26 protein-coding genes and 1 tRNA gene are annotated in these 22,734 nt (G+C 44.4%); 8 read left to right on the forward strand and 19 right to left on the reverse strand.

Features of this window, described 5'->3' with window-relative positions:
* Positions 1-148: 148 nt before the first annotated feature.
* Positions 149-1,231, reverse strand: coding sequence for a photosystem II q(b) protein (gene psbA, locus QUA77_RS14290; RefSeq protein WP_333148960.1), 1,083 nt, complete (start codon positions 1,229-1,231; stop codon positions 149-151).
* A 362-nt stretch (positions 1,232-1,593) separates the two neighbouring features.
* Between psbA and cofG the strand changes: the two genes are divergently transcribed.
* Positions 1,594-2,544, forward strand: coding sequence for a 7,8-didemethyl-8-hydroxy-5-deazariboflavin synthase subunit CofG (gene cofG / locus QUA77_RS14295; RefSeq protein ID WP_333041469.1), 951 nt, complete (start codon positions 1,594-1,596; stop codon positions 2,542-2,544).
* Between the two features lie 92 nt (positions 2,545-2,636).
* On the opposite strand, the gene QUA77_RS14300 is transcribed toward cofG, so the two are convergent.
* The 3 genes from QUA77_RS14300 to cpdA form a co-directional block, all read right to left on the reverse strand.
* The gene (locus QUA77_RS14300) at positions 2,637-3,413 is read right to left on the reverse strand and encodes an SDR family NAD(P)-dependent oxidoreductase (protein WP_333041470.1); all 777 of its coding nucleotides are present in this window, start codon (positions 3,411-3,413) and stop codon (positions 2,637-2,639) included.
* A 202-nt stretch (positions 3,414-3,615) separates the two neighbouring features.
* The gene (locus tag QUA77_RS14305) at positions 3,616-5,094 is read right to left on the reverse strand and encodes an alpha-amylase (protein WP_333041471.1); all 1,479 of its coding nucleotides are present in this window, start codon (positions 5,092-5,094) and stop codon (positions 3,616-3,618) included.
* Between the two features lie 188 nt (positions 5,095-5,282).
* Complete coding sequence (gene cpdA, locus QUA77_RS14310; protein ID WP_333041472.1) at positions 5,283-6,224, reverse strand: 3',5'-cyclic-AMP phosphodiesterase; 942 nt, start codon at positions 6,222-6,224, stop codon at positions 5,283-5,285.
* 14 nt (positions 6,225-6,238) lie between these two features.
* Between cpdA and QUA77_RS14315 the strand changes: the two genes are divergently transcribed.
* Both QUA77_RS14315 and QUA77_RS14320 read left to right on the forward strand, forming a co-directional pair.
* Positions 6,239-6,309, forward strand: a tRNA-Cys gene (locus tag QUA77_RS14315).
* Between the two features lie 124 nt (positions 6,310-6,433).
* On the forward strand, positions 6,434-7,504 hold the full coding sequence (locus tag QUA77_RS14320) for a site-specific recombinase (protein ID WP_333450717.1): 1,071 nt from the start codon (positions 6,434-6,436) through the stop codon (positions 7,502-7,504).
* A gap of 9 nt (positions 7,505-7,513) precedes the next feature.
* Here the strand turns inward: QUA77_RS14320 and QUA77_RS14325 are convergent, their stop codons facing one another.
* The 6 genes from QUA77_RS14325 to QUA77_RS14350 all read right to left on the reverse strand — a co-directional run bounded on the left by QUA77_RS14325 (position 7,514) and on the right by QUA77_RS14350 (position 13,075).
* Entirely contained in the window at positions 7,514-8,290 is a 777-nt protein-coding gene (locus QUA77_RS14325) for a hypothetical protein (RefSeq protein WP_333450719.1), read from the reverse strand.
* Between the two features lie 91 nt (positions 8,291-8,381).
* Positions 8,382-9,962, reverse strand: a complete 1,581-nt coding sequence (locus tag QUA77_RS14330) for a bifunctional DNA primase/polymerase (RefSeq protein WP_333450721.1) — start codon at positions 9,960-9,962, stop codon at positions 8,382-8,384.
* 2 nt (positions 9,963-9,964) lie between these two features.
* On the reverse strand, positions 9,965-10,210 hold the full coding sequence (locus QUA77_RS14335) for a hypothetical protein (RefSeq protein WP_333450723.1): 246 nt from the start codon (positions 10,208-10,210) through the stop codon (positions 9,965-9,967).
* Positions 10,207-12,321 carry a hypothetical protein gene (locus QUA77_RS14340; protein WP_333450725.1) on the reverse strand — a complete coding sequence of 705 codons (2,115 nt, stop codon included), beginning with the start codon at positions 12,319-12,321 and terminating at the stop codon, positions 10,207-10,209. The genes QUA77_RS14335 and QUA77_RS14340 overlap by 4 nt, the downstream gene beginning before the upstream one ends.
* A 165-nt stretch (positions 12,322-12,486) precedes the next feature.
* Positions 12,487-12,708, reverse strand: coding sequence for a hypothetical protein (locus QUA77_RS14345; RefSeq protein ID WP_333450727.1), 222 nt, complete (start codon positions 12,706-12,708; stop codon positions 12,487-12,489).
* A 55-nt stretch (positions 12,709-12,763) separates the two neighbouring features.
* Positions 12,764-13,075 carry a hypothetical protein gene (locus tag QUA77_RS14350; protein WP_333450728.1) on the reverse strand — a complete coding sequence of 104 codons (312 nt, stop codon included), beginning with the start codon at positions 13,073-13,075 and terminating at the stop codon, positions 12,764-12,766.
* Between the two features lie 477 nt (positions 13,076-13,552).
* Between QUA77_RS14350 and QUA77_RS14355 the strand changes: the two genes are divergently transcribed.
* The 5 genes from QUA77_RS14355 to QUA77_RS14375 all read left to right on the forward strand — a co-directional run bounded on the left by QUA77_RS14355 (position 13,553) and on the right by QUA77_RS14375 (position 15,982).
* Positions 13,553-13,834 (forward strand): helix-turn-helix transcriptional regulator, encoded by a 282-nt coding sequence (locus QUA77_RS14355; RefSeq protein WP_333450730.1) that lies wholly within the window; start codon positions 13,553-13,555, stop codon positions 13,832-13,834.
* Between the two features lie 95 nt (positions 13,835-13,929).
* Positions 13,930-14,778: a DUF4339 domain-containing protein gene (locus tag QUA77_RS14360; protein WP_333450732.1), complete on the forward strand. Its 849-nt coding sequence runs from the start codon at positions 13,930-13,932 to the stop codon at positions 14,776-14,778.
* A 519-nt stretch (positions 14,779-15,297) separates the two neighbouring features.
* A complete protein-coding gene (locus QUA77_RS14365; protein ID WP_333450734.1) occupies positions 15,298-15,507 on the forward strand; it encodes a hypothetical protein in 210 nt (69 codons plus the stop codon).
* Positions 15,508-15,520: 13 nt separating this feature from the next.
* Entirely contained in the window at positions 15,521-15,661 is a 141-nt protein-coding gene (locus QUA77_RS14370; protein WP_333450736.1) for a hypothetical protein, read from the forward strand.
* Entirely contained in the window at positions 15,662-15,982 is a 321-nt protein-coding gene (locus QUA77_RS14375) for a hypothetical protein (protein WP_333450738.1), read from the forward strand. It begins immediately after the preceding gene.
* Between the two features lie 103 nt (positions 15,983-16,085).
* On the opposite strand, the gene QUA77_RS14380 is transcribed toward QUA77_RS14375, so the two are convergent.
* The 9 genes from QUA77_RS14380 to QUA77_RS14420 form a co-directional block, all read right to left on the reverse strand.
* Positions 16,086-16,304: a hypothetical protein gene (locus tag QUA77_RS14380; RefSeq protein ID WP_333450740.1), complete on the reverse strand. Its 219-nt coding sequence runs from the start codon at positions 16,302-16,304 to the stop codon at positions 16,086-16,088.
* 3 nt (positions 16,305-16,307) lie between these two features.
* Entirely contained in the window at positions 16,308-18,161 is a 1,854-nt protein-coding gene (locus tag QUA77_RS14385; protein ID WP_333450742.1) for a hypothetical protein, read from the reverse strand.
* A gap of 6 nt (positions 18,162-18,167) precedes the next feature.
* The gene (locus tag QUA77_RS14390; protein WP_333450744.1) at positions 18,168-19,487 is read right to left on the reverse strand and encodes a hypothetical protein; all 1,320 of its coding nucleotides are present in this window, start codon (positions 19,485-19,487) and stop codon (positions 18,168-18,170) included.
* Positions 19,488-19,538: 51 nt separating this feature from the next.
* On the reverse strand, positions 19,539-20,531 hold the full coding sequence (locus tag QUA77_RS14395; protein ID WP_333450746.1) for a hypothetical protein: 993 nt from the start codon (positions 20,529-20,531) through the stop codon (positions 19,539-19,541).
* 104 nt (positions 20,532-20,635) lie between these two features.
* Positions 20,636-21,133 carry a hypothetical protein gene (locus tag QUA77_RS14400; protein WP_333450747.1) on the reverse strand — a complete coding sequence of 166 codons (498 nt, stop codon included), beginning with the start codon at positions 21,131-21,133 and terminating at the stop codon, positions 20,636-20,638.
* A 72-nt stretch (positions 21,134-21,205) separates the two neighbouring features.
* A complete protein-coding gene (locus QUA77_RS14405) occupies positions 21,206-21,541 on the reverse strand; it encodes a hypothetical protein (protein ID WP_333450749.1) in 336 nt (111 codons plus the stop codon).
* Position 21,542: 1 nt separating this feature from the next.
* Positions 21,543-21,875 carry a hypothetical protein gene (locus QUA77_RS14410; RefSeq protein WP_333450751.1) on the reverse strand — a complete coding sequence of 111 codons (333 nt, stop codon included), beginning with the start codon at positions 21,873-21,875 and terminating at the stop codon, positions 21,543-21,545.
* A gap of 6 nt (positions 21,876-21,881) precedes the next feature.
* Positions 21,882-22,256 carry a hypothetical protein gene (locus QUA77_RS14415; protein ID WP_333450753.1) on the reverse strand — a complete coding sequence of 125 codons (375 nt, stop codon included), beginning with the start codon at positions 22,254-22,256 and terminating at the stop codon, positions 21,882-21,884.
* Positions 22,256-22,612 (reverse strand): hypothetical protein, encoded by a 357-nt coding sequence (locus tag QUA77_RS14420; protein ID WP_333450755.1) that lies wholly within the window; start codon positions 22,610-22,612, stop codon positions 22,256-22,258. Before QUA77_RS14420 ends, QUA77_RS14415 begins: the two co-directional genes overlap by 1 nt.
* Positions 22,613-22,734 lie beyond the last annotated feature (122 nt).

Genomic DNA, 22,734 nt, shown 5'->3' on the forward strand with positions numbered 1-22,734 from the left:
CGATCGCGAACTGTTTATTTTTGTAGTTGCGGTGTCTTCGCCGGCGGGTCCATGGGTCCATGACTGTCTGAAAAATATTTTTCCCCAAACAAAAAACAAAAAGCGCCCCTATTTCTAGGAGCGCTTTTTGTTAATCAAAAACTAAAACTTAGCCGTTGATAGAAGGAGCAACCATTGCTACTGGGGTGACTTCACTAGCAGCCAAGTCGAGAGGGAAGTTGTGAGCATTGCGCTCGTGCATTACTTCCATACCCAAGTTAGCGCGGTTGATGACATCAGCCCAAGTGTTGATAACGCGACCTTGAGAGTCGATAATCGATTGGTTGAAGTTGAAACCGTTCAAGTTGAAAGCCATCGTGGAGATACCCAAAGCGGTAAACCAGATGCCGACTACTGGCCATGCACCTAACAAGAAGTGCAAGGAACGGCTGTTGTTGAATGAAGCGTATTGGAAAATCAAACGACCGAAGTAGCCGTGGGCTGCGACGATGTTGTAGGTTTCTTCTTCTTGACCGAATTTGTAACCGTAGTTTTGCGATTCGGTTTCGGTTGTTTCACGAACCAAGGAAGAAGTAACGAGAGAACCGTGCATGGCGGAGAACAAAGAACCACCGAAGACACCAGCAACTCCCAACATGTGGAACGGGTGCATCAGGATGTTGTGCTCGGCTTGGAACACGATCATGAAGTTGAATGTGCCGGAGATACCCAAGGGCATACCGTCAGAGAATGAACCTTGTCCAATTGGGTAGATCAAGAATACTGCGGTTGCTGCTGCAACTGGTGCAGAGTAAGCGACGCAGATCCAAGGACGCATACCTAAGCGGTAGGACAGTTCCCATTCACGACCCATGTAGCAAAATACACCGATCAGGAAGTGGAAAATTACCAATTGGTAAGGGCCGCCGTTGTACAACCACTCATCGAGGGAAGCTGCTTCCCAGATTGGGTAGAAGTGAAGACCAATGGCGTTGGAGGAGGGAACAACTGCACCTGTGATGATGTTGTTACCGTACATTAAGGAACCTGCTACTGGTTCGCGGATGCCGTCGATGTCCACTGGAGGGGCAGCGATGAAGGCGATGATGTAGCAGATGGTGGCGCTCAGGAGGGTAGGAATCATCAAGACGCCAAACCAACCTACATAAATGCGGTTGTCTGTGCTTGTGACCCACTCACAAAAGCGTTCCCAGACATTGGCGCTTTCGCGTTGCTGTAAGGTTGTTGTCATTTGTTTATGATTGCTTTATTTGGTTTTCAATGTTCGTGACGGCTTTGTGTTCCGCCATGTAAATAAACATAAAGCTTTTATTTCAGTTTGTAAAGGCCTTTTAAGAACAGTTTTTCTTATAGGTGTCATAAATTATGCTTTTTAAAAGCCATAAGGCTTGCTGTATAAGGAGTTTAAAAGCAGAATGCAGAATTTGTGGACGATCGCCCACAAATGAAGAATACTCATAATCTACCTGGGCAACGAGATTCCGGACTTGCGTCAGTGTTAAGATAGATGAACGGTTGCGATCGCCAACCGCAAAACTCGCACTGCACAGATATATGTTGTTGCGTAAGTCCGATCGATAAAAGTCCCAAGGAATGTCCCGCACCGTCACCTACAGCCCTGCTTATACTCTGGTTCCCACTTACGAGTGTTTTAACCGCTGCACCTATTGCAATTTTCGGGCAGAACCCCTGCTAAGTCCTTGGCTGACGCTACCAGAAGCCGAAAAACAGCTCAAGTTCCTGCAAACTCAAGGTGTAATTGAAATTCTGATCCTCAGCGGCGAGGTACACCCTCACAGTCAACGGCGAAAAGCTTGGTTGCAGCGGATTTACGATTTGTGCGAACTCGCACTTGCTCTGGGATTTTTGCCGCATACTAATGTGGGGCCGCTCAGCTTTGAGGAGATGGCACAGTTAAAAGAGGTAAATGTATCGATGGGGCTGATGCTAGAACAGCTTGCGCCACATTTGTTACAAACTGTTCACCGGCACGCACCGAGTAAAGTGCCGGCGCTGCGGCTGCAACAGTTAGAATGGGCTGGGGAATTGAAGATTCCGTTTACAACTGGTTTGCTGCTGGGAATTGGGGAAAGTGAGGCCGATTGGGTGGAGACATTAGAGGCGATCGCCCGGATTCATTTGCGTTACAATCACATTCAAGAAGTTATCCTCCAGCCACACAGTCCGGGAAATCAGCAAAGTTGGGACGGTGAAGTTTTTGATGCTACAAAAATGCCCGAAGTAATTGCGATCGCCCGCAGCATTTTACCATTTGAAATCAGGCTGCAAATTCCCCCGAATTTAGTTGCACAGCCAGACATATTGCTGGCTTGTTTAGACGCAGGTGCTAGAGATTTAGGAGGAATTGGGCCACGGGATGAAGTTAATCCCGATTATCCTCACCTGCAACACCAAACTTTAACAGAAATTTTAGCAACATCGGGATGGCAACTTGTGCAGCGTTTGCCTGTTTATCCTCAGTACGATAAGTGGCTGCCGCAGACATTGCAAACTGCTGTTCAACAATGGAGAGTTAGTCATTAGAAATTCTTATTTCTTAAGTGCCCCTCTGCTGCGACTTCGTTTGTGTAGAATCCGTTTCAACCGCCGAGTAATAAAAATAAACTATTGAGATTTTAAATCAAAGAACCGCCACCATCAATCCAGACTTCAGTACCTGTGATGAAGCTGGAGGAATGTGATACCAGAAATAACACTAATTGGGCGACTTCTTCGCTAGAACCGGCGGTATTATCAGTCAAAGGAATCATATCTTGAATGGAATCAGGGGCAACTGGAATGCGATCGAGATGGCGCTTAACAGTGCTTTCCTCAATGGCAGTCAGCACCCCGCCCGGACAGATCACATTGACTCTAATTTGGCAGGCTGCGAGTTCTAGCGCCAGCATTTTGGCAAAGGCTACTTGGGCAGCTTTTGAACAAGCGTAGGCCGTGGCACCAACTTTCCTGAAACTTCTGGTGCCATTAATCGAGGATGTAATTACAATTGAACCTCCTTGTTTTTTCAGATGAGGAACAGCATACTTAACAGCCAAAAATGTTCCTCTGAGGTTGGTGTTAATTGTCCGATCCCACTCATCTGGTTCTATCTCCTCTATCGGCGACCATACACCGTTAATACCCGCATTTGCAAACAAAATATCTATTCTTTGATATTCATCAAAAATTGTTTGAAACGCTTTTTGCATTTGCTGAGAATCTCCAACATCTGCGGCAATAGCCAGCCCGCAGCCTCCTTCCTTGACCAACTGGCGGACGGTTTCTTGCCCCGTTTCCAAAATGTGATCGATAATAGCAACTTTTGCGCCTTCCTTGGCCATTAAAATTGCTGCTGCATGACCAATTCCCGAGCCACCGCCGGTAATAACGGCAACTTTTTCTGAAAGTTTCATATTTTTTTAGATTAATATTTTTTCGCGCGATCGCAGATCATAAAAATAATACTAGAAGGAGCAGTTTTGTCCTCACTACAAACAAGTTTCCGTCATCAAAATCATGAAAGTTAAAAGTGGTTTAAGGTACTAATTATAGCGGTAAGGTGTGCAGTGCACACCCTACTTTAGGCAGAGGATTACGTCAATTTTAACGTAGTCCTTACGGCTGCGGCACCCAGACCGAAACAGAACCGGCGTTACACCGAAAATCAGCCCAACCATCATCATTAGTTGTGATTGGTTCTTTGATGTGTTCGGTGATGTCAATATAAGTTCGATTCGGTTGTCCGACTTCCATAAACTTGGTGCCATCGCCTCCGTTACTGAGTACCACAGCCATGCCGCCCGGATGTTCTTCATCTCCGAGTCGCGTCCAGCCAAGGGTATTGGCGTGGTCGAAGTAATCGTACTGATTGCCGTAGGAATAAGTTTGGCGCGCGAACAAGAATTTATCGAGAATAAACTGATGTTTGTCTAACCAAATCTCGTATTCGTTGCCATCGTTTGCTGTATCCTTATAGTTAGCGCCGTAATAATCCGGGTAAAAAATGCACGGATATCCTTCGCTTCGCAGCAAGATTAAAGCATAGGCAAGAGGTTTAAACCAAGCCTCGACAACAGATTCTAGGGATTGTAATGGTTGAGAATCATGGTTGTCAACCAAGGTAACAGCGAGGGTTGGTTGCTGTTGGACGAGGGTGTTATCAAAAATTGTTCGCAAGTCGTAGCTATTGCCGGCTTTGCTAGCAGCGTGGAAGTTGTAATGGAGGGGGGCGTCAAATAAGGAGACTTTACCATCCGTTGCTTGGATGAAGTAGTGCAAAGCTTCCACTTCGTAAGACCAATATTCACCGACGGCAAATAGGTCGCGTTGGGCATAGTGGCGAACGTGTTCCAACCATTCTTGGAAAAATTCTGCTTTAACGTGTTTGACGGCATCGAAGCGAAAGCCGTCAACGTTTGTTGTATCGACATACCACTCACCCCAGTATTTTAACTCCCCGCTGACTTCTGGGTTGTCCATATCTAAATCGCAACCCATGAGGTAGTCAAAATTACCTTTTTCTAAGTCTACTCCTCCATCGAATTCTTTGCCTTTTAGCAAGTAAACGGCATGGGTTTCTGTGTTGTAAACATTGTAATCAATGGCGTCAAAATGCCACCAATGCCACTCCATACTAGAATATTTTTTGTCGCGTCCGGGGAAGGTAAAATGCGTCCAAGCTTTGATTTTTTGATATTCGCCTACGGTGTCATTCCGGTTGTCGGGATTGAAGGGTGTGGCTTCGGCTTCTTCTTCTGCATCGGCACCTAATTTGTGGTTGAAGACAACATCGGCATAAATCCGAATTCCTGCATCTTGGGCAGCTTTAATCGCGGCCAAATACTCATCTTTTGTGCCGTATTTCGTGCGTACCGACCCTTTTTGGTCGAACTCGCCTAAATCGAATAAGTCGTAGACGCCGTAACCTACATCCATACCGCCGCCAGTTCCTTTATAGGCGGGTGGCAACCACAGGGATGTAACCCCTATTTTGGCTAAATCTTTTGCAGATTTCGCTAGCTGATTCCACAGGCTGCCGTCGTCGGGGCTGTACCAGTGGAAATACTGCATCATCACGCCATTGAGTTGAGACATATATTTAGTTTTTCCTGTTTTTTTAAATTGCGATCGACATTTATGTTCGTAGCTCGCTAGTTTACGTATGTCTGCAATCTATGGTTAATAAATATCATAAAAGATGGGGCTGCTAAAAAAAATCTATCTGTTGATGTATTGACAACAGAATGTAAATTTGATACTAATTTTAGGCAGACTAAAAAATATTAATTTGGTGGCGACTTTGCAGCAACTCGCTCAACTCTGGTGTTCCAAGTACCGTCGATCGCCAATTCAAGCAATCTAAATCCCGGGGGGATTTCATCAAGGATAATCGGATGACTTTTCGGTAAAAGTTGGATGCAGGTGCTGGGTGTCCCCAAGTAGGTAACTGAGCCCCGCTGTTGTTGAAATTCTTGGTGAATGTGGCCGCAAAGAACGATTTTGATTTGAGGATATCGATCGACAATTGCTAAAAATTCATCGGCATTCTGCAGCATCATTCCATCCATTATTTCAGAGTCGATCGGCAAAGGATGATGGTGCAAGGCAATGATAACAGGTCGATCGCCCGTTTCTTGCAGTTGAGAGTCGAGCCAATGCAAGCTTTCTGGAGAAAGCCGCCCGCCGTCGCATCCGGCTTCCACACTCGAAAGTAATAGAAATTGCCAGTTTCCTAGCATCCATGATTTTTCTGGGGAAAGAGGCGACTGATTTAAGATTTCTGCCATGACTGGGATGTTGTCGTGGTTCCCAGGTATCCAGTAGGCGGGAATTCCGAGGGGGGCGATGAGGGAGACGAGGCGCTGGTATGATTCGGGTGTTTCGTCTTGCGACAAGTCGCCTGTGAGTAGGAGTAAGTCGGGCGGCGGCTGTATCTGTTGCAGGCGATCGAGAACTGCTTGGAGGGTGCGGGTTGTTGAGAGGCCTTTCCATTCTCGATCGATCTCTGCAAACAAGTGGGTGTCGGTGATTTGGGCGACGAGTAGGGGAGAAACTGGTGTCATGGCTGGTGTTGCGGGCGATCGATGTAATTCTAGAATAGCCTCGGATGGGTTTTGGAGGTGTGGGAAAAAAGGGCGATTCCCTACGGGATAGCTGCGCTTTACGAAATTTTTGACAGGTATGTTAAAATTTTCGAGATTTGGTGTACTATAAGAAAACGTCAAATTTCAGACGTGACGGCGGCATAGCCAAGTGGTAAGGCAGAGGTCTGCAAAACCTCCACCCCCAGTTCAAATCTGGGTGCCGCCTTAATTTTTAGTATTTTCTGTATCGCTAAAACGCTTAAATGGCAAGGTTTTGAACGTTATTACAAATTGTAAACCATGTTTAATCGTGCATAATGAATCGCAGAAAGTAATGCAAATTTAATGCAATGCAAATTTCGGCAAAGCTCAACCAAGCTAACGGCCGGTTGAAGGCAAGCAAAATCGGCGTCAGTATCCTCCAGCGGGGCGATCGCCTTTACCTTCAGGCTAGCTTGCCACCTCGACCAGGCTCCGGCAAGTCGTCTCTTTCTCAGCAGCAAATTGCTTTGAAGATTCAGGCAAATCCTGCCGGTGTATCGCTGGCAGAAAAGGAAGCTCGCAAGCTGGGATATCTTCGGGATGCTAAGGAATTTAGCTGGGATTTGTACGATCACAAAGTTCCACAGACATCAGAGACGATCGGCGATTGGCTTGGGAAGTTTGAGCAAAGCAAGCGAGCTGCTGTTTCGGCCACCACTTGGCAAACGGACTATTCTCGCCCATTTAATCAGTTGCCTGCCGATCAGGTTCTTTCTGTCGATGTGTTCCTTGATGTGATCGCCAAAACGACACCAAACACCAGGCAACGCCGCCGATTTTGCTTGGCATTCCGCCAGCTTGCGGAATTTGCTGGCATTGAAATTGACTTGAACGCGCTGATCGGGAATTACTCGCCAACAAAAGTGCAACCCCGACAGCTTCCCTCTGATGAAGAGATAGCAAGAATTTTTGAACAGATCGAGAATCCCCAATGGCAGTGGGTTTATGGGGTTCTTGCGACCTACGGCCTGCGCGACCACGAAGCTTTCTACCTTGACCTGAGCAAGTTTCCGATCGCTCAGGTGTTGGAGGGTAAAACCGGGTATCGGCAATGCTGGCCGCTACGCCCCGAATGGGCAGAACAATGGGACTTAGCAACTATTAAGCGACCTTCCGTCACTGGCGCGTGTCACGCGGATTACGGCGCTCGCGTTTGTAAATTCTTTGCGAGATCGCCTGCTGATTTCTGTGCTTACGACTTGCGTCACGCCTGGGCGATTCGGGCTATGAGTTTTGGGCTAGATGCGTCGCTAGCCGCTAAACAAATGGGTCATTCTCTGGCGACTCATACCCAGACCTATCATTTGGCACTCAACGAGCGAGAACAGCAGCGAGCTTATGATCGCTTGTTACTGCTGCATGGTGGCGAAAAACCTTAATAATTTTAGTTACTCCTCAATATGAAATATCTGACTTTTTAATGAGTTGCTACTATTGGGACTTAAAACAGCGGAGTAACTATTTGGAGGTTCGTGCCACGTCGGTTTTTCATCCCAAATTTCTTCTTCCTCGAAAAGCTCTGGTCTGTGTTCGTAATACCACTCCCTCGCTTCCGGCCACCATTTCCATGCCTGCCAAAACCCGTGAGGGATGATAGATCGCACTACGTAAAGTCCTTTCTCTTTTGGGACGTGATCGTATTTCCTGTGCCACTGTAATTGGCAAGGTGCAGCGTATTTGTACTTGCAGAAAAACCATGTCTTTTCTGTGGGAATTTTAACGTGGCGACTATGCCAACAAAGAGGTATGTCTTCTGCGGCTGCAAATCCTTTTTTGTCCCAGTCTAGCCAATCAAGAACCTTGCAATAACGATCATCCTCAAAGCGCTGGTAATGGAGTTCGAGTGGTAAGGCTTCCGCTTGAATTTGCAGGGGGTCGTGCCATCCAAGCACTGTATCGCCGTACTTCCGGCTGGAGCTTTCCAGCCAAAAATACCCGGCTACATAAGTGTATCTTTGCTCAATCCACTGGGCGTGTTTTGGTAGGTTGACCGTTAGCAAAATTTCTTCAATCGTTTTTTTAATAGTATTAGCAGGTTCCTCCTTCTCCCACTGATTAACTATCTTGGTTAGCTGTGCTTTTCCGACAGTTTCGTTGTAGGTTTCTGAAACTACTTTTTCTATTGCTGTCTTAAATTTTTCTTGGCTAGTTAATGTTTTTTTCATGGTTTTATCCATCTGAATTGATTTGCCCATACTTGCTGGGCAACTTTAGTTAATGCTGAGATATGATCGTTTTTGATTTTCCTTGTCCTGGTTATTTACTCTCCCTTTTTCCCCGCTCTGGCTCTCCCTCTTTCTTGAAAAAAGAAGAGTCTGATAAAATAAACTTATTGTCTAAAATTTTTGGCGAGCTGTTTTCAGAGAATAAGTTGCCCTTATTAATTGCAGCCTGAATGCGGGCCCTCCGTCGCCTAGCGGACACAAGGCGATGATCTAAACCGTAGACATTACAGTGAGGTTTCCACCATTCCCCACCCATCAAAAATAAGCCGTCCTCTACACACAAGTGTGATGGCATATTTTGAAGGAGTGGCAGGCGTTCTACAAGCTGCTTTTTGAGAATGGGGGGCAACTCCTGACGAAACTTTCGTATCGGAGTTGCCGCCAATCTGTAGTCATTTGATAAATGGCGGCTCACGGTCGTAGTAGATAACCCGCGACTGTTTGCGATCGCCTTCTGACTTCCGCCGTAAAAGCGGAAACCCGATTCACAGAATATGAACCGCTCGCTTTTTCCCAGTACCCGCGCCAGTTTTTCGCAGGTGTGCAGAGCTAGCGGCGCAATTAACTGCGTCGGTTGCCCAGGGTCGGAGCCCTGGGCTTGTATTTGCCGCATCTCTTCTTGCCGTTGCCGGTGAAAAGATGCGCGTTGCAAATGTTGTGCCTCTACCTCTGTGGCGATAATGGGGAGATTGGCTAAATCGTCAATCTCGACGGCGGCGATCGGGCCGAGCTTCTCTATGTTGGTGAGAGCGATCGCTCTTTCGAGGCTGGAATAGAAAACTGTAATCCAGTTGCCGCGCTGTAGGTAATTGCGGATCAACCCTGAATTTTTGGCGGCACACAATAATTTTCGGACGTGGCCGGCGCTGCGATTTAAAATTCTGGCTGCTGCCGTGAGGGAAAATTTACCGATTCCGCATCCTTTTGGTTTGCCGTCGGCGCTGCGGCGCGATAAATCGAAGCGGCGCGCTAGCATCCAGACTGCTATCTGGCGGCCAAAATGGGCGAACAATCGTACAGGAAAGCGCACCAAATCCAGCTTGTCAGCACCGGCATACTCGCTGTGCCAGTTCTCGCAAAGCTCTATCAGCCATTCTGGGGCTGGTAGTGGTGGATTTGTTAGCGGATTGTTGATCCAAGTGTAGGCTTGGCCGCTGGGATGGATACTTGGCGGCAGTACGCTTTGAGTTCCGAGCCAGCGAAATTCTAAACATTCCTCTTTGCCCTCGCTGCCCCATACACCTGTACCAATTCGCAGAGTGCGGATGCGGTGCCAATCTGCTTCGGGTACTGAAAAAAGACACTGTTTCCTAGCGGCGCGGCCGCTAGTCCACGCGGTTGTTTTTGCAAAATCTATCAGGCTGTTTTCCCCCGCCAGCTTGGCTAACAGTTTGGCGGCAGATTCCCCGTCAATGTCGATCGCCAGTAACCCTTTGCCAAGTTTCAAGCCTAAACCAGTAGCTTTGCCGCTCTCTAATTCTGCGAGCGCGGCAAGGCGATCGAGATTCGTTTCTGTCCACTTTTTTCTATAAGGCCGTTTGCCGGTGACGGGTTCTAAAATCCAATCGGCGGGGAGTGTTAGTAGGGATTCGCTGGCGGTTAGTGTAGTCATAGCTAGCGAATTTCGGGCCCTTTATCTAAGATTTTTTGGATGGCTGGTAAATTCCACCGGTAAGTAGCGCGCATCGAATTGGTGCGGCGAATATCGCGAAAATGCTTGCCTTGTTTAAAAGTGCCGTCGGTTTTCAAGTGGTAAAGATGCCGTATGCTAATGCCTAATGCTGTGGTGGCGTCGGAGCTGGAAACCCAGTCCTTTGAGAGCGACAGCCCTGCATTTTTGCTTGCAAACTCTTTCTTCATGATTCGCCCTCATCTGTTTTTAGGAAGCGGAGAAGATGAACGCTCTCCGACGTTTCAATTGAATCTGCATCCCATTTCACCCATACCTCGGGCATCCCACCAACAGACATGGTGAGGTTTGCTATGACGCCGATTTTTTGTGCGTCTCGGTGATGGTTAACAAGCATTCCGATTTGAAGGTGCTGGAAAAGTTCTAGATTTTTAATTGACTGTCTGACATTCTTAATTTCTTTTTCTTTAAGCAGTCGGTTCTCTCTTTTGGTTTTTTTAGAATTGGGGTCTTTAACGTCCAATGTCTCAACCAATTTGTCTGCTTTCTCTAACAATTGCTCTAAACTTTCCTGAATCTTTCCAACAAGAGAATCTTTGCTCGCGCTGTGGGCAATTTTTGGGGGTACCGGGAAATTTTTGTTAAGCCAGTCTATATGCCAGGTTGGGTTTAGTTCATCAGGGATGTTTTCTGGTGGCAAAACTTTTTCAGGAAATAGCGATAACTGACCGGGACAGAAATCTTCGACTTGGTTGATAATTCCTTTTGTCCAGTCGATGATTGCTTCTTCGTTATCTAAATCAATATCGAAATCAACTTCGGTGCACCGCGCAAACATCTCCTCTTTCTCGTTAGCAATGTCTATTGCTATTACTCCACCATTTGGGGCATGAAAAAATATTTTCCATCCTCGCCAGTGACCTTTATAAAATCCCTCTAATTCGTAGGGGACAGGTGTAAAGCCATTGTTTGCTAGTAATTGCTTCCAAGAATCCGTCTGTGCTGCGGTGTCCCCTGGGCTTGAAATTTCGGAGGTATTTTCTAGTAAGATGTCCGTCTGTGCTGCGGTGTCCCCTGGGCTTGAAATTTCGAGTGCATCCACTATTGACTGAATTGCTGCTTCTGCTTCCAACAATTGCGCTCTTAGCTCGCTATTTTCTATCCTTAGTCCGACTGCTTCTGAATGGGATTTGCTGACGTTTATTTTTCCCAAAAAAGCCTCTTTTTGTTCCGGGCTCATTTTGCTGGTGGTGGCTACTACTAGAGCGGCCAAATCGTCCTCGGTCAGGAGTGCATCTGCCAGCGCAGCGATATTTTTTTGTCTCCACTTTTCCAACCAATCCGAGGGGCTGGGGCATTTAGATTGTGGTTGAAGGGTTAAATCTGGGCATCCAAACGAGTGAATTTCGTTTGCCTTGGCGTTGTAATACCAGCTTGACAGTGGGTTCCAGCTTCCAACCCAAATTAAATCGGTAGCTTGGGCTTGAGTTTCATTAACTATTTCGATGCGTTCTAATTCGGCGTAAGGTATCTCTAATTTATGTTTTCCTTCGACCAGGACTGACGCTTGCTTGTCGTTAGTTCTTGCTACTATCTCTCCCGTCTTGCCTCTGTTATTGTTAGAGGAAAATATCCTAACTTTATCTCCAATGTTGATGGTATCCATCATTGCCGGAAAGTTGGGTCTTTCGGCTGCTGGGACGATTTTCAATGCGCTAACATCCCAAGCGATGGGCTTCGAGTTGCCGTTATAAAATTCTACGTGTACTCCCTCTTTATTTATTTTGCGGATGATACCGCGCTCTCCTCTGGTGCTACCTTCCAGTAATTCGACTTCTGCTCCTATTCTGAATCCTATCGTTTCAAGAATCTGCTTGGTCTGTTCAACTTTTTTGGGGTTGAGTTTGTTGATAGCTGCTTGTAAGTGAGTTATTGTCGCCTTGGTTTTGCCTTCGTTGTTAGCCAGCTTGTTAGCGTAGGCGATCGCTTCGATTTGTTGGCGCGGCGTTTCCAAAACTTTTAACTCCCGGAGATAGGTTCCGGGCATTTTTAGGGATTTGATTGGAGAATCTGAAGCGGCCAGTTCGGCTGTGATGCCTTCCTCTATCTTGGCTTCTTCGATTAATTGGTACACTCTGGCTTTGCCTTTGCCGAATTCGGTAAGGCAATAGCTTTCGAGCGATTGATATCCAAGGGCTAAGAATCCTTTCCGCTCTCGAACTTCGAGCAGCATTTTGCCCAAGCTGTCGAAGTTAGCGCGAATGTCGTTTGTTATTTCTTCGGCCTCTTTGCGACCCATTTGGGCCGTAAGTTTTGGTCTATCGGTTGTTGCGATTGTCATGGCTGTCCAGTGTTAAATAACGGAGCTCAACTCTTGAGTGTCTTTGTTTCCAAAGGACTAAAGCTAGTTGTTTCTTTTGACAAATTTCGACGATCGTCCCGACTCTCCATTGATCCCTTATCCGCCTTACTCTGTCGCCGACTTTGAAAGGCTGTTGAGCATTTATCATGGTTTGATGCTCCAAAAATCGCCGATTCTGTGAACTTGTCCTGCTGCCTGCAATTCGCGGAGGCGACACAATACTGTTGCGCTAGCGATGTACTCTTCTGACATCAAACAGGAGATTTTGAAAGCTGTTTTGGGGCCCGTGCTTAGGAGTTTGAGAATTTTTTCTCTTCTGGTTTGGTTGATATTTGTCTCGTGAAGGAAGGCTCGGCTTCTGTTCATATTTGTTAGGGGTGGGAGAGGCGATCGCGCACTGCACGCGATTTATTGTGATTTGTTATTCGTTGGTGTCTTGGAATTCTGAAAGGATTTCGATCGCAATTTCAATTAGTGTGTCCGGCGGCAAAGAACGTATCCATGTTGTCGCCGCCTTAAGTTCATATTCAAACTCTCCTAGGGGTTGAAGTTTGACGTATTCGACTGGCCCTTCAGTGATTGCCTGGTGGCAAGCTATTACAACTACGGCAAGCTTTCTAAACCAGGTTATTTCCTTGAGTAAGGCTCTAAGTTGTGATAGTGATGCGCGCTGTTCGATGATTTTCTCTGCGAGTTCGTTGCCTTCGGGGTTGTAAGTTGGGTCGATTTGCATTTTGTGTTCGGGGGGAGTAGGGAAGGCGATCGCTGGGTTGAGAAGTGCGATCGCCGAGAACGAATGATTGAGATAAGGCTGTTCGGATCGGTCTAATGCTTCAGAGGCATCTCCTCTTCTGGTTGGCTGGAAAATTTAGCGGCCGCTGCCTCGGAATGGGTTTGGTTTGAAAGTTTTTGAGCACATATGCAGGTGAGGGGTTACAACCCTGTGTGATGGAACCCTTCTTGTGGGCAGGTGCAACCTGGGTTACAAGAAGGAAAAGCTCTCGACCGAACCAACGGCAAGCGCACGCTGAAGCCCGCAGGACTTACACAGCTATCCACTTGGTGTTATTCGTTTTTGAGGGAACTTTATATTTGATGTAGGCAGGCCGTGGACGCTAATCACCGGCCTGCTGTTTTTGTTGTTTCTGGGTACTGGCTTTTAGAAACTTGTCTACTAGGACTTGCTTTTAAAAGCTAGTTCTTTTATACTATGGCAAGTGAAGTAAAAAATCAAGCAAATCTTGTAACCCCTGTGTGGCTTCGTAAAAGGGCTAAAAAAACTCAAAGGCAAATTGCTGTAGAGCTAGATACTACTGAGTCTGTTGTTAGTAAATGGGAACGCGGTATTGTCGTGCCTCACCCTGCTTTGACCGATATTCCTCGGTATTGTCAAGCTTACGATTGCAGTATTGAAGAGCTTGTCGAAGCGTTTAGCAATATTCACAATGGGCAACAAGCTTTACAGGTAGCTGGACTGAACATTGAAAACTAAATAGTTCAGCCTCCCCGGCTGTTAAGTCGGAGAGGCTGATATCTAAGCCATCGGTGTGGTGGGACAATATTGATATCCCGTCAAATTATCCCACCATGAACACGTGGCCAAAGTGGCTTCCTTATCCTATCTCATGGATACGAGCCTTCGGACTTACTTATGCTCTCACTGTTCAGGTCAAGTCCCAACCTCTCGAATACGGTGAGAGCGTTGTTGGTGTCCTTATTGGAGTCTGGCTTTTCACACCGTTCTTGTTTACCTTCTTTCATTGGGCAATAACATCTGCCACAAGGCTTTTACTGAAATATCTACCAGCACATCCTAGGCTTGCTCCGGTTCGTCAGTACCTAACTGATCGTTCTGGGTTGGAGCGATCGCACTGGCAAGAAGGACTGAATGCTCTCATTGTCAGTTTTGTAGCATTTGTTGTTACGATCTTCGTTCTTTCCCAAGTGTTGCAGATACCCAGAGCTGACGCCGATGACTTTGAGTCAATGATACTCAGACAAAATCTTATCCAATTGGGACGAGAAATGATCCCGATTGGGATGTTCTTAGTATCGGCTTACATTTACCAGTACGATTTGTGGGCGAGGCATCGGCGCGCAGCTAAATTAGCGGCTAAAGCCAAAGCTCAGGAGTCGACACAAAAGCGATCACATACCCGTAAAGTAGCCGCTCCCAATCCCGCAGACCAAGAACTTAACAAGCTCAGAGCCGAATCTGGTATGAGCCGGATGAAAACTGCCAAACCGGCAGAGCCAACCCCTGAACTTCCCGAATGGTACGTTTTTCGCAGTGGCAACGCTGAAGGGCCGTACACCAAGTTACAGCTCCTCGATGTCCAGAAAGTTACAGCCCGAACCAAGGTGCGGCGCGGTGAAGCAGAGTGGCAGCGCGCCGGTGAAATCCCCGAACTTGCGGCATATCTCACCGAAAAATAGATAAGATTTTCCACTTGGCCAGAGCGAAAATAATCCCCCTCGACAGACAAAAGTCTAATTTATTGGACTTTTGGCTACAAGCCTTACTCCGTAAGGGTTATAGGCTTTTAGATTTGGGCTGAACTCAACCTCTACTTGCTGTCCTATGGAAAGAGACTGGTTTTATATCAGTGCGCTAGATGTGATGATTGACCTAAATTGGGTTTACGCGGTTCAGTGGAATCGAAAAACCAAAGGAACTGCACTGGTCACACGGCTTTATTGTTCTACGCGCGTCGCTGCGGACTCAGAAAGTGGTGAAGTTCACAATGATGTATGGGATCTCGTGTCAGATTCCGATCGGAAAAACTTGGCGGATAGGTTCGGCAGTGAGGGTTTGCCCATTAAAGTTAAGTTCAGATCGAGCTGATTTTCCACTTGGCCAGAGCGAAAATAATCCCCGTAAATCCCAGAGTGTCCAAAATTTCGGGCACTTTTGGTTTTACGGGGATTGGATTTTAGGTTTTAGGTTAGGAGATTATGGAAGCAAAAATAGAAAACGATAATAAGGATGAGGAGCTTAGCGAATGTGCTGCAGATTTGCGTCACGTCCAGTTTGTTCTTAATCGCCTTACTGCCCGTGTCAACGAAGATAATCCTTCTCTTTGTGACACCCTTTTTCTGGCCGCCCAAATGATTGGTTTTGTTCTCCTTCTAGTTGAGAAGGCGATCGCTTTGAGAAACAGATAGAAAATCTTGAACTATGGCACTTAAACTTAAGAAGTATGAGCAAGCTCTCGCCATTCTCCCAGGATGCAAGGGTTTAGACCGTTCCGTGTTGTACGACAATCTCAAGAGCCTCGGCTATCGGTGGAGTGTTGGCGATCGTAAATGGAGTTTGTAAATGGAAGAGTTTACCTTTAACCAAAAGCTGAAAATTCGCGACTATTTTGACGATCCGAATTATCCACAGCCTCACGGCGAGGTCATGGCAACGCAATTACTGGCGGCAATGATTGCCTCTGGTCGGTATGGACTCGAAGAATACCCTAGGCTTGTTGAAGCGGCTATCCGGCTGACAGGTGTTTGTGTGACTCGGTTCAATGCCCACATGGGTGAATTGCGCGAACTAAGAGACGATAACAACCCAAAGCCCTCAGCCTCAGAGAACGATCTGAATTCTAACCCCAACTCTGAGGCTTATTACAATCCCATTCCCTTCTAGTTTTCGACGGCGGCACCTGCCTTAGTGGCGCGGCAGTCCAAGCAGATGGGCTTTTCTATCCTTGCTGTGCGATCGCGCTTGCCCTCAAGTGCGATCGCTATTTTTATGTCTTTTTGGATGCCTTGAGGCTTTGTGTAGTCGTCCGGATAAAATCTTTCATGTCTCCATCTTTATCGAGTCCTAATACATTCTGCAAAATCATTGCATTTACCTGTCCTTGCCTGATTAATGATTCTCGTTTATCAGTAAACTGTTGCCTGATAACTGACTCAGCATTATTTGCTCTAGGCTTAATTCTTGTTCCTGATGTATTTTTTGCCATAATTTACAATTGTCTTAATGCTTCAATTATTGATATACTATCAGGTTTAAACTTCCATGTGCTGATAGGAATTTTAGACGGTTGCAGCATTGTCGCCAAAACGCTTTCTACCTGATTGTCTGTTTTGGCTGCATTTATATCAATTAACTTTTTGTCCTTCTTCCCAAAGCCTTTGTGGGCTTCATGAATGGTAAAGCATATCGGGACATCCTCAGTATCTAACTCAGGAGTAATACCTATACATTCGGATAAAAATTGAATCATTCTAGTTTGTTCGGCATTAACTTTCATCAATTGCGCCAACTGCATTATTATGGCTATCTCTACTTTCTGAGTGCTATTGCCGTCAGACATTGACTCTGCCATCATTTCATACATTTGACCAGCCCAAGCTGTAGCGTTAGCTGATTGCCACGGTGTACCGTTAGGTGCTGATGTTGGATTAATAATTAATCCATTAGCAAGCATCCGAAATAATGCTTCTTGTAGGGCATAATAATCTTCACATTCAGTGTTACCTGTTGCACCGGGAGCAAGAAATTGATTTGCAACTTTAAATTTTTTTTTCATCTTGGCAATTCCAAGATATTTATACATTTCGTTTACTTTGTCACAACATTCATTCATAGGTTTAATAATTGGCGGCGTGTTTGGTAGTTGAATGTTTACAATTACTGGCGCTGGAGGCTCACAGCTTACTAATTCTATAGTATATTTTTGAATTAATTCCCAATTCATCCATTGCCAAAAACTATCTTCGCCATAATTAGGAAACATCCACCAATAAACTAAACTACTAGGGTCAACTATGTCACCTACTTTATAACCATTTGAACCTCCATAGGGACTAATTATTACCATACGTCGGTAATATGTTTCATTCTGTTGACTAACAAGCCCAAGCGAAGAAATGTATCGAACAGCAGAGTAGATTTCTATTCTATTAATTAAGTGAGCTAAAGCATAAGCACCATTAATTCCCGCTCGCCTATAACGTGTTCCGGTTGCGGGCGATACAGTGCTAGAATCAATTTGAGATTGAGTGATATTAAAACAATATTCGGGTTTACTTTCCGAAGGGTTAACAGAAGGAGAGCGTAAATTACCTGTTTGCGGGGGAGTGACTTTGTAAATAGTAAAGCCGTTCCCGCTGTCATAGTAATAATTTCCATCAGCACCAATAAAAGTTCTTCGTAAATAATAAGAGCCGGGGGTAAGGGTAGAATTAGGCATTGCTGTTACCGTTGGTTCCCATCCAGCAGGCATTTTATTGTTAGTTAAAGGTGGTGGCGGTGGTGGCGGTGGTATTGGTATTTGCTGCTCTGGATCGGGCTCAAAAGTTACACACAATTCCCCACCTGGTACGCCATAACAGAGAGATAAAGTTTTTTTACCGTCGGGAGCGACGGTAACTTCTATTTTTGCTCCCGCAACACTTATTGACCCTGTAATCCCTTTTTCATCATCTATGCTTGCAGAGCCACCAAATCCAGCAATATTAACTCCTGCTTCAGCACCGCGAATTGACATTTTTCCCTGTTCGTCGTAACCAATTTTACCTCCAATATTTACTCCTAATTTTCCTTTTGGGGAACCTACGTTAAGCCCTACTCCAAGAGTTTTGTTAGTTGCATCAGCTTCGACTGTCAACCCTTGTTGAGCTATTAAATTATCTATACCTACAGTTAATGTACCAGTTGCTTTAATTCCTCCCGCACTACCAATTTCACGTTCTGCGGATATATTCAATCCTTGTAATGGGTTGATAGCTTCAGTAGGTTTTTTACCCGCATTAAAACTATTTCCTTCAGATGGCTTTGCAAGGTTCGGCTGTAGTTTTCTGGGGTTTGAGGGCATATCAAATTAATTAATACGTTTTCCACTCCAAAAGACGGTACTTGCTCCGCCTTCACCATATACTGTCGTCCCAGGTGAACAATAACAATATATTTCTAAATAATCATTAGCCTGTAGGGAAAACTCAGGTATGTTTTGATTTAAACTAAAATCTCCTGCATTAGCCACAACATCAATTACCCTAGAAAGTCCCCCAACTTCTCCACCGTTTTTCCATACAGAAACTAACACTCTGCTGTTAGTCGTGAGCCTAAAAGTAATATATATGCAAATTTGCCACACTTCAGATGTTAAAGCGACTAGCCTTGAATTAGTGGGATTGTATTGATTGTTTAAATCTATCATTTCTGCATTCAAAATTATTTTAGTCCATGCTCCGCCAGGGATAGACTGATTTGCAAAAACAGAAGCCCTAAAATTATAGGCAGCCGTATTAATCCCACTACCACCTTTTACAACAGGCAAAACCCCTGTGACATCATCACTATCTAAATTGATTTGACTAAGTTCTATATTTGTACCATTTCCGCTCAAAAATCTATTTTTTGTTACAGCACCAACCAAATTGTTTAATGCCGTTTGTCTAGATTGCAAGTCACTTAAATTTAATGATGCAGTTAATTTGGCTGCAAGGCTGTTGATAACAGTGTTAGCAAAATTGGGGTCATTGCCAAGCGCGTTTGATAATTCAATTAAAGTATTTAAATTATCTGGTGCTGTACCTACCCAATCAATAATTGCTTGGTCAATTCCTTGGTTTGTCGCAAGCAAGGCTAGTTCTAATGCTGTAATTCGAGCATTAAAAATATCCATATTGTTTTTTTTTCCAATTGTAATCGTTACCCCTAATTCAATCCCAACAAAATCATTGGTTTTCAACAATCCATTGCCGTAGTCTACAAGTTGAACAGCAATGCTATCATTTTGTTCTAGTATTCTTACAGCGTTTTTAGCTAAATAAGGCTGCACTAAATCAAAATAATCTTCTCTTTCTCTATTAACTAATATTATTTCTGCGCGCTTTCGCCATGTTCCAGTGTTGTTTTTTCTAATTAAAATTCTTAGTCCTAATTTTTGTGATTTGTTTTCAGCCTGAGTAAATAAACTCATTTTTTCACGTTCTGATTCGTCACCTTCAAACTCAGGAATAAACCCTGGTTGAAAACTTTTAAGATTTATATTGCAAAACCAAGACTCCAAATAAATACCTACTCGTTCATCAGGGTCGAAATCTATGTCTCTAAAATGAGCAAGTTCTATGATAGAATTTGGGGTGTAAGAGGAATTTAAATCAATAGGAAAGGTGCGAGTAATGGTATCGGTCATTAGGTATTTCTTGCTGTAATGTTGTTATCGAATGTTATTAGACAATGAGTGCTAGACAAATGCTACAAAATCGCTAAACCCCTCACCTAGACCAGAATAAACACCTTGGACTAAAGCGTGTAACTCTGGGTTAGTTTCTTCTATTGAGTCAATTCTAGTTTGAATTTGTTGTGCAATACTCCAACTAGCTCCTTCTTCTAAACCCCAATTTTGAATATACTTGTCAATTCCTTCTATTCCAGTTTTCACATTCATTCTTACCCATTTTCTAAATTGCAAATAACCCAGTTTTCCTAAAAGATTAGTCGCATATTTTACAAACGTATTGGCAAGCTCTGATAAGGCTTCTATCATTTCCTCTTCAATCCTTGAGCCTTCCCTTTCTGCGACAATACTTAGGGCTGCTGCTGCTGTAACGTTAATTGTCATCTTTGGGTTAGCCCTACCGCCTCCCATCGCTAAACCTACAATTAAGCGCCCTGCTTGTTCTCCTACGTTTTCTAAAAAAGTTGTGTACTGTCCCTGTAATTGAGCAAGAATTGATGCGTCGGATTGCGCCCAATCAGTATTGACAACCACCCGGCCACCCCCTACAATTACTTGCTGCAATGTGGGCAACATAGCGCCTAATGTAATTCCTCCTAATTTGTAACTACCTAATGTTGCCCACATTGAACCAATAGCACTAGAAGCAACAGAAGTCGCACTAGACAAAGCAGCCCCGATACCTGTAGTACCAGCTATAAGCCAACCCGCTAAACCTACGGCAGCTCCACCAGCAATAGCGGCTTTAGGGTCGTCCTTAAACCAATTTAAAAATATACCTATGTCACCCCTAGCAATTGCTGCTAGTACCTCTCTACCGCCTTCAAGCATTCTCCGACCTAAATCTAGGGCCGATTGCACTCCGTTTTTGATTGCGTTCCAAGCGTCACTCGCAAAATTTTGTAGCCATTGACCGGGAGTAATACCAGAAGTGCTAAAAGCTAACGAACTATTTTCGATAGTTACGCCATAAGTTTTTATAGGTGTAGCGGTTGCCATTTATTTACCTTTTCTAATTTGAATTGAATAGTACAAAATTGCAAAACTAAGAATTACAAATTGAGCAACAGAAGCGACCAGCCAAATAACAATTACTTTATCTACTAAGTCACAATCCATTCTGCTGCCCTTTCAATAATTGCGCCGTCATCAGACAGTTCAACAGTATAGGGAAGCTTAAGAGTCCCTGAAAATAACAACAAGTTATAGTCAAATTCTAATGTAACATTCTTTAATCCTGCGGGATTTGTTGCTTGTAAATTTTGCTTCATGATGCAATATTTCATTAAATCAATAAAATATTGACTTAATGTTGTTGCCTTAAATGTTCCTGTTGGGTCGCCAGGAGTAAACGGAAGCGTTGCTAAGTAGGGTGTCGCAACCTCTCTGAAAGTAGCGATTGTTTCGTCCCAAATTAATGCACCGGGCAAGGTAAAATCACCCGTTAAATTAAAGGTGTCATCTTTGGAAACATTGAACCGTTCTGTTGAATCGGTTATTAATTTTTCTCCGTTTTGTATATGGTGAATTGCTTGCCACAATTTACCCTCTAGTTTTGTACCCGTAAAAGTTTCACCAATGCCAGGTGTAACAATTGCCATTTAGTTTACCTTGATAAATGCTTAACCTGCCAATGTTAGTATTTGATGATAGCATTGGCAGATTAAAAGCCGTTAAATAATTGTAGTTGAATTGCTAGGAGCTATGTTTGGGTCTGGTGCATAAATAACTTTTGCTCGCAAAGTTACAGACTTAATTGAACTAAGTTCACCTGCACTATCAAAGGTCGGAGTAGCATCTTGTCGAATAGGGGAAGCAAAATTGATAAAATCTCCGGCTTCAACACTTGTTCCAGCATTGTAAATTTCTTGGCTTTCTCGATATGCTTCAACAGCAGAAAAAATTACATTAGCGGGTGTAATTGTTGCCATTGCTGCAGTATTAAATATTGGTTGGATCGCTGTCCCAAGATTGTTATACCAACTAGACACCGTTACGTCTTGAGCCATTTTAAGTTATCTCCCAAATATTGAGCGTGAAAGTATTTCCCCTTAAAATATGTCCAACTTTAAAATAAAGTTCATAAGTGTTGGGAAAATAAGGAATTGCAAAATTGATAAATTGTTTGCTGTTAATCCAACTAGGCATCCATTTGTGTCTAATTTCCCCTATTTCTGTATTGACTGCGGGTATAAGATAACCAGCAAATCCTTTGATAAATTCATTGTGAAATTTAGGTTCTATGATAATTGTAGAACCTGAAAATAACACAGGGATTTTATAAGGTTCTAGCCCTAATAAAACCGATTCTTTGTAAACAGGAATAGAGGATAAGGTAGACACAATATTTTAAGCCAATCGACTAGAAGATTTACGCGGAATGCTCGCAGAAAGTACCGTTTTACCATCAATAGTTGCCCCAATCAAACCACCATTGGTAACAGGATTTCTAAAGTTTGGTACTTGATCACTAGCAATATAGAGAGTTCGTGCAGTACGCTTGCCCGCACCATCGTCTAAAACTGCTGTTACGCGCTTAATCTCCCCTGCTGCAAGCAAATCCTCTAATCGCCAAGGAACGGGAACGGCGGCACTAGGAATATCCTGCTCACCAGCTAAACCTGTTGCAACTATTAGCGCACCTGTGTAAATTTTAGCGCGTGAAATCCAACCATAAGTAGGAGTTCCCTCGCTCTCGCTTCTAAATGTTACACCTTTAGCCATTATGCCAAATACTCCTGCGCTTTCAAGTCTTGAGATACGCTATTAATTGTTCCTTGCGGAATTGTTTTTCCAATTAATGCTTTTTCTGCAAGTTTTGCTAGTTGTGCAGCGCAATAGATTTTTACTGTGCGCCTGTTGGTCGCTGTAGTTCCTACAGATACAGCTAAAGTTTGAAGCACACCATACAAGGATAAATCTTCAGTACGGTGAACAACTTTACTAGGTTCTACAGCAGGGGAAATACCCGTAACTCCTCCAATGCTTGCATAAAGCAAAGAGTTAGACATGAAGTAATAAGTGCCGTTAAGCTGACCCATTCCGGCAATTACTACCTGCATTTTTTTTAAGGCTGCCATCTAGCGCAACCTCCGGCGTGTCGCAAACTTTGCGCTTGTGATAATACCAGGGTAAGCTCATCTAATTTGGTATAATATGAACTTGACAAAGTTAACAAAATAAGCATAAGAGACTGTGTAGG

Origin of the sequence: Microcoleus sp. K5-D4, assembly GCF_036704575.1 — a bacterium.
GTDB lineage: Bacteria > Cyanobacteriota > Cyanobacteriia > Cyanobacteriales > Microcoleaceae > Microcoleus.

Excerpts from the sequence above, each read along its gene's own strand:
- psbA (WP_333148960.1), bottom strand. The coding sequence starts at position 1,231 with ATGACAACAACCTTACAGCAACGCGAAAGCGCCAATGTCTGGGAACGC.
- cofG (WP_333041469.1), top strand. The coding sequence starts at position 1,594 with ATGTCCCGCACCGTCACCTACAGCCCTGCTTATACTCTGGTTCCCACT.
- QUA77_RS14300 (WP_333041470.1), bottom strand. The coding sequence starts at position 3,413 with ATGAAACTTTCAGAAAAAGTTGCCGTTATTACCGGCGGTGGCTCGGGA.
- QUA77_RS14305 (WP_333041471.1), bottom strand. The coding sequence starts at position 5,094 with ATGTCTCAACTCAATGGCGTGATGATGCAGTATTTCCACTGGTACAGC.
- QUA77_RS14320 (WP_333450717.1), top strand. The coding sequence starts at position 6,434 with ATGCAAATTTCGGCAAAGCTCAACCAAGCTAACGGCCGGTTGAAGGCA.
- QUA77_RS14325 (WP_333450719.1), bottom strand. The coding sequence starts at position 8,290 with ATGAAAAAAACATTAACTAGCCAAGAAAAATTTAAGACAGCAATAGAA.
- QUA77_RS14330 (WP_333450721.1), bottom strand. The coding sequence starts at position 9,962 with ATGACTACACTAACCGCCAGCGAATCCCTACTAACACTCCCCGCCGAT.
- QUA77_RS14335 (WP_333450723.1), bottom strand. The coding sequence starts at position 10,210 with ATGAAGAAAGAGTTTGCAAGCAAAAATGCAGGGCTGTCGCTCTCAAAG.
- QUA77_RS14340 (WP_333450725.1), bottom strand. The coding sequence starts at position 12,321 with ATGACAATCGCAACAACCGATAGACCAAAACTTACGGCCCAAATGGGT.
- QUA77_RS14345 (WP_333450727.1), bottom strand. The coding sequence starts at position 12,708 with ATGAACAGAAGCCGAGCCTTCCTTCACGAGACAAATATCAACCAAACC.
- QUA77_RS14350 (WP_333450728.1), bottom strand. The coding sequence starts at position 13,075 with ATGCAAATCGACCCAACTTACAACCCCGAAGGCAACGAACTCGCAGAG.
- QUA77_RS14355 (WP_333450730.1), top strand. The coding sequence starts at position 13,553 with ATGGCAAGTGAAGTAAAAAATCAAGCAAATCTTGTAACCCCTGTGTGG.
- QUA77_RS14360 (WP_333450732.1), top strand. The coding sequence starts at position 13,930 with ATGAACACGTGGCCAAAGTGGCTTCCTTATCCTATCTCATGGATACGA.
- QUA77_RS14365 (WP_333450734.1), top strand. The coding sequence starts at position 15,298 with ATGGAAGCAAAAATAGAAAACGATAATAAGGATGAGGAGCTTAGCGAA.
- QUA77_RS14370 (WP_333450736.1), top strand. The coding sequence starts at position 15,521 with ATGGCACTTAAACTTAAGAAGTATGAGCAAGCTCTCGCCATTCTCCCA.
- QUA77_RS14375 (WP_333450738.1), top strand. The coding sequence starts at position 15,662 with ATGGAAGAGTTTACCTTTAACCAAAAGCTGAAAATTCGCGACTATTTT.
- QUA77_RS14380 (WP_333450740.1), bottom strand. The coding sequence starts at position 16,304 with ATGGCAAAAAATACATCAGGAACAAGAATTAAGCCTAGAGCAAATAAT.
- QUA77_RS14385 (WP_333450742.1), bottom strand. The coding sequence starts at position 18,161 with ATGCCCTCAAACCCCAGAAAACTACAGCCGAACCTTGCAAAGCCATCT.
- QUA77_RS14390 (WP_333450744.1), bottom strand. The coding sequence starts at position 19,487 with ATGACCGATACCATTACTCGCACCTTTCCTATTGATTTAAATTCCTCT.
- QUA77_RS14395 (WP_333450746.1), bottom strand. The coding sequence starts at position 20,531 with ATGGCAACCGCTACACCTATAAAAACTTATGGCGTAACTATCGAAAAT.
- QUA77_RS14400 (WP_333450747.1), bottom strand. The coding sequence starts at position 21,133 with ATGGCAATTGTTACACCTGGCATTGGTGAAACTTTTACGGGTACAAAA.
- QUA77_RS14405 (WP_333450749.1), bottom strand. The coding sequence starts at position 21,541 with ATGGCTCAAGACGTAACGGTGTCTAGTTGGTATAACAATCTTGGGACA.
- QUA77_RS14415 (WP_333450753.1), bottom strand. The coding sequence starts at position 22,256 with ATGGCTAAAGGTGTAACATTTAGAAGCGAGAGCGAGGGAACTCCTACT.
- QUA77_RS14420 (WP_333450755.1), bottom strand. The coding sequence starts at position 22,612 with ATGGCAGCCTTAAAAAAAATGCAGGTAGTAATTGCCGGAATGGGTCAG.